The sequence below is a fragment of the Kitasatospora sp. NPDC007106 genome (assembly GCF_040634455.1).
Taxonomy (GTDB): Bacteria; Actinomycetota; Actinomycetes; order Streptomycetales; family Streptomycetaceae; genus Kitasatospora; species Kitasatospora arboriphila.
Window position 1 is genome coordinate 1 of record NZ_JBEYFP010000374.1, and the last position, 5,840, is coordinate 5,840.

The 5,840-nt window shown below is 74.5% G+C and carries 6 protein-coding genes; 5 read left to right on the forward strand and 1 reads right to left on the reverse strand.

Annotated elements, in window-relative coordinates; translation table 11 throughout:
• From ABZ641_RS23740 to ABZ641_RS23760, 5 genes are all read left to right on the forward strand, one after another.
• Positions 1-676, forward strand: a 676-nt coding sequence (locus tag ABZ641_RS23740; protein WP_359984669.1) for a PP2C family protein-serine/threonine phosphatase, incomplete at its 5' end; no start/stop codon positions are given.
• Between the two features lie 61 nt (positions 677-737).
• Positions 738-1,376, forward strand: a complete 639-nt coding sequence (locus ABZ641_RS23745) for a PAS domain-containing protein (RefSeq protein WP_344624760.1) — start codon at positions 738-740, stop codon at positions 1,374-1,376.
• Positions 1,373-2,506 (forward strand): pyridoxal phosphate-dependent aminotransferase, encoded by a 1,134-nt coding sequence (locus tag ABZ641_RS23750; protein WP_359984672.1) that lies wholly within the window; start codon positions 1,373-1,375, stop codon positions 2,504-2,506. The genes ABZ641_RS23745 and ABZ641_RS23750 overlap by 4 nt, the downstream gene beginning before the upstream one ends.
• A complete protein-coding gene (locus tag ABZ641_RS23755) occupies positions 2,503-2,976 on the forward strand; it encodes a hydrolase (protein WP_359984674.1) in 474 nt (157 codons plus the stop codon). Before ABZ641_RS23750 ends, ABZ641_RS23755 begins: the two co-directional genes overlap by 4 nt.
• Positions 2,977-3,040: 64 nt before the next feature.
• Entirely contained in the window at positions 3,041-4,324 is a 1,284-nt protein-coding gene (locus ABZ641_RS23760) for an aminotransferase class I/II-fold pyridoxal phosphate-dependent enzyme (protein ID WP_344624757.1), read from the forward strand.
• 185 nt (positions 4,325-4,509) lie between these two features.
• Here the strand turns inward: ABZ641_RS23760 and ABZ641_RS23765 are convergent, their stop codons facing one another.
• Positions 4,510-5,808, reverse strand: a complete 1,299-nt coding sequence (locus ABZ641_RS23765; protein WP_359984677.1) for a chloride channel protein — start codon at positions 5,806-5,808, stop codon at positions 4,510-4,512.
• Between the last annotated feature and the right edge of the window lie 32 nt (positions 5,809-5,840).

Genomic DNA, 5,840 nt, shown 5'->3' on the forward strand with positions numbered 1-5,840 from the left:
GGCGGCCTGCTACCGGGCGGCGCAGACGGAGGCGCTGATCGGCGGGGACGCCTATGCCGTCCAGGAGTCCCCGTTCGGGGTGCGGCTGCTGATCGCGGACGTGCGGGGCAAGGGGCTGCGGGCGGTGGCCGCGGTGTCGGTCCTGCTGGGGGCCTTCCGGGAGAACGCCGACCGGGCGCCGGACCTGCAGGCGCTGGCCGACGCCCTGGAGCACTCGCTGGCCCGGGAGAGTGCGGGGAGCGACGAGGAGGTCCGGACGGAGGGCTTCGTCACCGCGCTGCTGGGCGAGGTCGACGGGGTGGACGGCGGCCTGCGGCTGTTGAACTGCGGTCACCCCGGGCCGTACCGGCTGCCCGCGGACGGCGGGGCCGTCGATCTGCTGGCGGCGCGCGACCCCGGTCTGCCGCTCGGCATGGGCGGCCTGGGGGTGCCGCGGTCCGCGCCGGACGCCTGGCCGTTCGCGCCGGGCGACACCCTGCTGCTGGTCACCGACGGGGTGACGGAGGCCCGGGACGGCGCGGGGGAGTTCTACGACCCGGCGGCGCGGCTGGCGCCGCTCGGTCCGTTCGACCGGCCGCAGGGGCTGATCGACGCGCTGGTGCTGGACGTCCGGCGGTGGACGGGCGGCCCGCGGGACGACGACATGGCGGTCCTCGCGGTCGCCCACAGGACCTGAATCCGTCCGTCCCGGCATTGCGTCTGGAATTTCTGTCCAGATCGGACGTATAGTCCAGAGCATGGAGACGCGCGAAACCGACCCGCGGGTCCGGCTCTGGGGCCCGGTGTGCCAGGCCGTGGCCCTGCTGCTCGGCCCCTACGCCGAGGTCGTGCTGCACGACGCCGAACGGGACCGGGTGCTCGCCATCTGGAACCCGCACGCCGGCCGGGCCCCCGGCGACCCCTCGCTGCTCGGCGAACTGGACCGGCTGGAGCCCGCCGCCCAGGACGTCTTCGGCCCCTACGAGAAGCTGCTCGCCGACGGTCGGCGGCTCTCCTCGGTGAGCGCGGTGCTCCGCGCCGAGGACGGCCGCCCGTCCGCGGTGCTCTGCGTCAACCTCGACCGCACCCCGCTCGACCAGGCCGCCGCCGTGCTCAGCCGGTTCGCCGCCCCGACCGTGGAACGGCCCGAGGCACTGTTCGAACAGGACTGGACGGAACGCATCCAGGAGATCGTCGGCACCCACGTCCGCGAACGCGGCCGCGCGGTCGAACGCTTCGGCCGCGCCGAGCGCATGGAGGTGCTCGCCGACCTCGACCGGGCCGGCGTGTTCTCCGTCCGCCGTGCCGTCCCCGTCGTCGCCACCGCCCTCAAGGCCTCGCGCTCCACCGTCTACGCGCTGCTCGCCGACCTCAAAGACCCCCGGAGCCCCCGATGACCCGCCTGCCCGACTTCCGCCTGGAGACCTACTTCTCCCGCTGGGAGTTCACCGCCCGCCACCACCTCACCGCCTCCGACGCGCAGACCATGACGATGGCCGAACTCCTCGGCCTCGCCGACGCCGACGACCGCCGGGCCTGGGAGGAGCTCGCCCTCGGCTACACCGAGACCTTCGGCGACCCCGGACTGCGCGAGGCGATCGCCGGGATGTACGAGACCGTTGGCGCCGACGACGTGGTCTGCTTCGCCGGCGCCGAGGAGGGCCTGTACATCGCCATGCAGGCGCTGCTCGACCGCGGCGACCACGCCGTGGTCGTCACCCCCAACTACCAGTCCGCCGAGACCGTCCCGCTCGCCCTCTGCGAGGTCACCGGGGTCGCCCTGGACGAGAAGCAGGACTGGGCGCTCGACCTCGACGCCGTCACCGCCGCGCTGCGCCCCACCACCAAGGTGGTGTCGGTGAACTTCCCGCACAACCCGACCGGCAAGGTGATCGACCGGGCCGAGTTCACCGCGCTCGCCGCGCTCTGCGAGGAGCGCGGGATCCACCTGTTCAGCGACGAGGTCTACCGCGGCCTGGAGCGCGACCCGGCCCGGATCCTGCCGCAGGCCGCCGACCTCGCGCCGAGCGCCCTCTCGCTCAACGTCACCTCCAAGTCGCTCGGCCTGCCCGGCCTGCGGATCGGCTGGATCGCCTGCCGTGACCGCGCGGTGCGCAGCCGCCTGGAGCGGGCCAAGCACTACACCACCATCTGCAACGCCGCCCCCAGCGAGGTCCTCGCCCGGATCGCGATCAAGGGCCGGGCCGGCATCCTGCAGCGCAACCGCGGCATCATCGCCGCCAACCTGCCGCTCTTCGACGCCTTCTTCGCCGAGTTCCCGGACCTCTTCGAGTGGCGCGCCCCCGACGGCGGCTGCGTCGCCTACCCGCGCTACCTCGGCGCGGACGGCGTCGAGGCGTTCTGCACCCGGCTGGTCGAGGAGGCCGGCGTGCTGCTGCTGCCGTCCGGCATCTACCGCTCCGAGCTCACCGACACCCCCGCCGACCGCTTCCGGATCGGCGTCGGCCGCAGCAACCCGGAGCCGGCCCTGCAGGCCTTCGCCGACTGGCTGCGGGGCCGCCGGTGACCGTCGCCGACTTCGTCGGGCAGTTGCCCGCCGGCTTCTGGCAGGTGCCGTACGCCGGGGCGCGCTTCCCCGGCTCGCGCGCGGTCGCCGAGCGCCCCGGCCTCGAACACGGTGCCAACTGCCAGCTGTTCGCCCGGGCCATGCTCGCACGGTCCGGGCTGCTGGTGCCCGCGCTGCGCTCCAGCGAGCTGTGGGAGGACACCGCGAGCACCGTCCGGGTGGCCGAGCCGAACGCGCTCGACCTGCTCTTCTTCGGCCGGGACGAGGATCCCTGGGGCGCGCACGTCGGCGTGCACGCCGGCGGGGAGACCGTGCTCCACCTGTGCGCCGAGGTCGGCCGTCCCGCGCTGTGGACCCTCGCCGACTTCGCCGCCCGGGAGCGCTACCGCGTCCTGCTGGGCGCCAAGCGGGTCACCGCGCGGCTGCCCGGACCCGCGGCGGCCGACCGGGCGGCCCCCGCGGATTGGTAGATTGTCGGCGCAGCAGTGCCCCGGCAGCGCCGGTAGAACCGCACCCACACCGGAGGGAAACCTCGTGTCACAGCCGTCCACCACCACGTCGGCCGGTCCGGAGCAGGGGGCGGAACTCGCCGCCGCCCGGGCCGCCTACGAGCAGCTCCGCACCCGCGGCCTCAGCCTCGACCTCACCCGCGGCAAGCCCTCGCCGGAGCAGCTCGACCTCTCGGACGCGCTGCTGACGATCCTGCAGCCGGGCGACGTGCGCGCCGCGGACGGCACCGACTGCCGCAACTACGGCGGTCTGCAGGGCCTGGCCGAGCTCCGCGCGGTCTTCGCCGGGCTGCTCGACGTCCCCGCCGACCAGCTGTTCGCCTGCGGCAACGCCAGCCTCACGGTGATGCACGACGTGGTCGCGCACGCCATGCTCGCCGTCCTGCCGGGCGCCAAGCAGCGCTGGGCGGACGAGGACGAGGTCCGCTTCCTGTGCCCGGTGCCCGGCTACGACCGGCACTTCACGATCTGCGACCGCTTCGGCATCACCATGGTGCCCGTCCCGCTGACCGGCGAGGGCCCGGACATGGACGTGGTCGAGGAGCTCGTCGCGGCCGACCCGCGGATCAAGGGCATGTGGTGCGTGCCCAAGTACAGCAACCCCAGCGGCGAGAGCTACAGCGACGAGACCGTCCGCCGGCTGGCCGCGATGCCGACCGCCGCGCCCGACTTCCGGCTGTTCTGGGACAACGCCTACGCGGTGCACCACCTGACGGACGACCGCACCCCGCTGCTGCCGGTGCTGGCCGCCTGCGAGGAGGCCGGCCACCCGGACCGGGCGTTCGTCTTCGCCTCCACCTCCAAGATCACCGCGGCCGGTGCGGGCGTGGCCTTCCTCGGCTCCTCGCCCGCCAACATGGCCTGGTACGCCCGGCTCGCCGCCGCCCAGACCATCGGCCCGGACAAGGTGAACCAGCTGCGGCACGCCCGCTTCTTCACCGACGCCGCCGCGGTGGAGACCCACATGGAGCGCCACCGGGAGCTGCTGGAGCCCCGCTTCGCCGCCGTGTACGAGGTGCTGGAGCGCGAGCTCGGCCCGCTCGGCATCGCCACCTGGACGCGGCCGCTCGGCGGCTACTTCGTCAGCCTGGAGGTCCCGGAGGGCTGCGCCTCCGAGGTCGTACGCCTCGCCAAGGAGGCCGGCATCGCGCTGACCCCGGCGGGTGCGGCCTTCCCCGGCGGCAACGACCCGCGCGACAGCCAGATCCGGCTGGCCCCGTCCTTCCCGTCGGTGGACGAGGTGCGCTCCGCGATGGAGGGCGTCGCCGTCTGCGTCCGCCTGGCCGCCGCGGAGCGCGCCGCGGCCTGACGCCTTCCACCGGGTTCCCCGCGCCCCGCCCGGGGCCTGCCTTCGAAGGCACACGGATGCCTCATGGGGGCGCGGGGAACCGCATGGGGGCGCGTGGGGGCACCTCCCGGCCGAAGGCCGGGGGAGAACTGCGCGATCCGGATGCGGGCCACGGTGCGGACCGGCGCGCCCTTCGAAACCGCTTCCTAGGCGGCGGGCCCGGGGGCGGGGGGTGCCGGTGCGGCGGTCCTCCGGGCCAGCCGCAGCGTCCCCACGTAGGAGACCACCACCGCGACGATCACCAGCGGCATCACGGTGAGGCTCTCCGTGCCGAGCAGCAGGGTGGCCAGCAACACGGAGGTCATCGGCAGTTTCAGCATCGCCACGCTCATCGCCCCGACGCCCATCGCGAACGCGGTGGTGGTGTCCACCCCGGGCAGGTGGGCCAGGGCCATGCCGCCCGCCCCGCCGAGGAACACCGCGGGGAAGACCGGACCGCCGCGGAAGGCGCTGAGCGACAGCGCGTACGCGAGCGCCTTGCAGACCACCAGCAGCACCAGGACGCCCGCCGTGTAGGAGGAGTTGTCGGCGAGCAGCGGTCCGATGGTGTTCTCGCCGGAGTAGAGCACGTCGGAGATCGGCTTGTCGCTGATCGCCGCGTACACCAGGGCGACCACGCCGACCAGCACGCCCATCAGCACGGTGAGCGGCAGCCGCCGCCGCTCCACCACCGGCTGGAGCCGTAGCGCGGAGCGGCGGATCCCCTCGCCGAGCAGCGCCGCGGCCGCACCGACCAGCAGCGCCCAGCCGAACTCGGAGAGCGAGGGCCGGTCGGCCGGCGGCACCTGGTGCAGCGTCAGCGAGTAGGTGCCGAGCCCCGTCCAGTGGCCGAGGCCGGTGAAGATCAGCGAGCCGATGCCGGCGGCGAGCAGCCCGGGCACCAGCACCACCCCGAGCATCGGCCCGGCCAGCCCGGAGGCCTCCATCAGCAGGAAGGCGCCGACCAGCGGCGAGCCGAGCAGTTCGCTGATCGCCGCGAAGCTGCCGGCCGCGCCGAGCACGCTCACCGCGGTGGGCGGGGCGTCGCGCTTCAGCAGTTTGATCGCCCCGACCGCGATGCCGCCGCCGAGCGCGATCAGCGGGGCCTCCGGGCCGAGCACCACGCCGAGGGAGAGCGAGGCGATCGCGGCGAGCGCCACCCCGGGCACCGCCGCGACGGAGGGCGTGCCGCCGGTCTTCAGTCCCTCGGCCGGCTTGTGGCCGCCGCCGCCCGGCAGGTAACGGATGGTCAGCGCGACCAGCACGCCCGCCACGGCGAGCGGCGGCACGGCCCACCAGTCCGGTGTGCCGTCGAAGCCGAGCCCCTTCGGCAGGTCGTCGAAGACCAGCGACTGCAGTTCGGAGACGAGGGCGAGGAAGCCGAACGCGCCGGCCGAGATCGGCACGCCGAGCAGCGCCGACAGCACCAGGATGGTCACGTAACCCCGGGTGCGGACGATCGCGATCGGGTCCTGCGGCGCCGGGGCCTGCTGCTCGG

Bases quoted from the DNA above. Each gene is read 5' to 3' on its own strand.
- ABZ641_RS23750 (WP_359984672.1), top strand. From the start codon at position 1,373: ATGACCCGCCTGCCCGACTTCCGCCTGGAGACCTACTTCTCCCGCTGG.
- ABZ641_RS23745 (WP_344624760.1), top strand. From the start codon at position 738: ATGGAGACGCGCGAAACCGACCCGCGGGTCCGGCTCTGGGGCCCGGTG.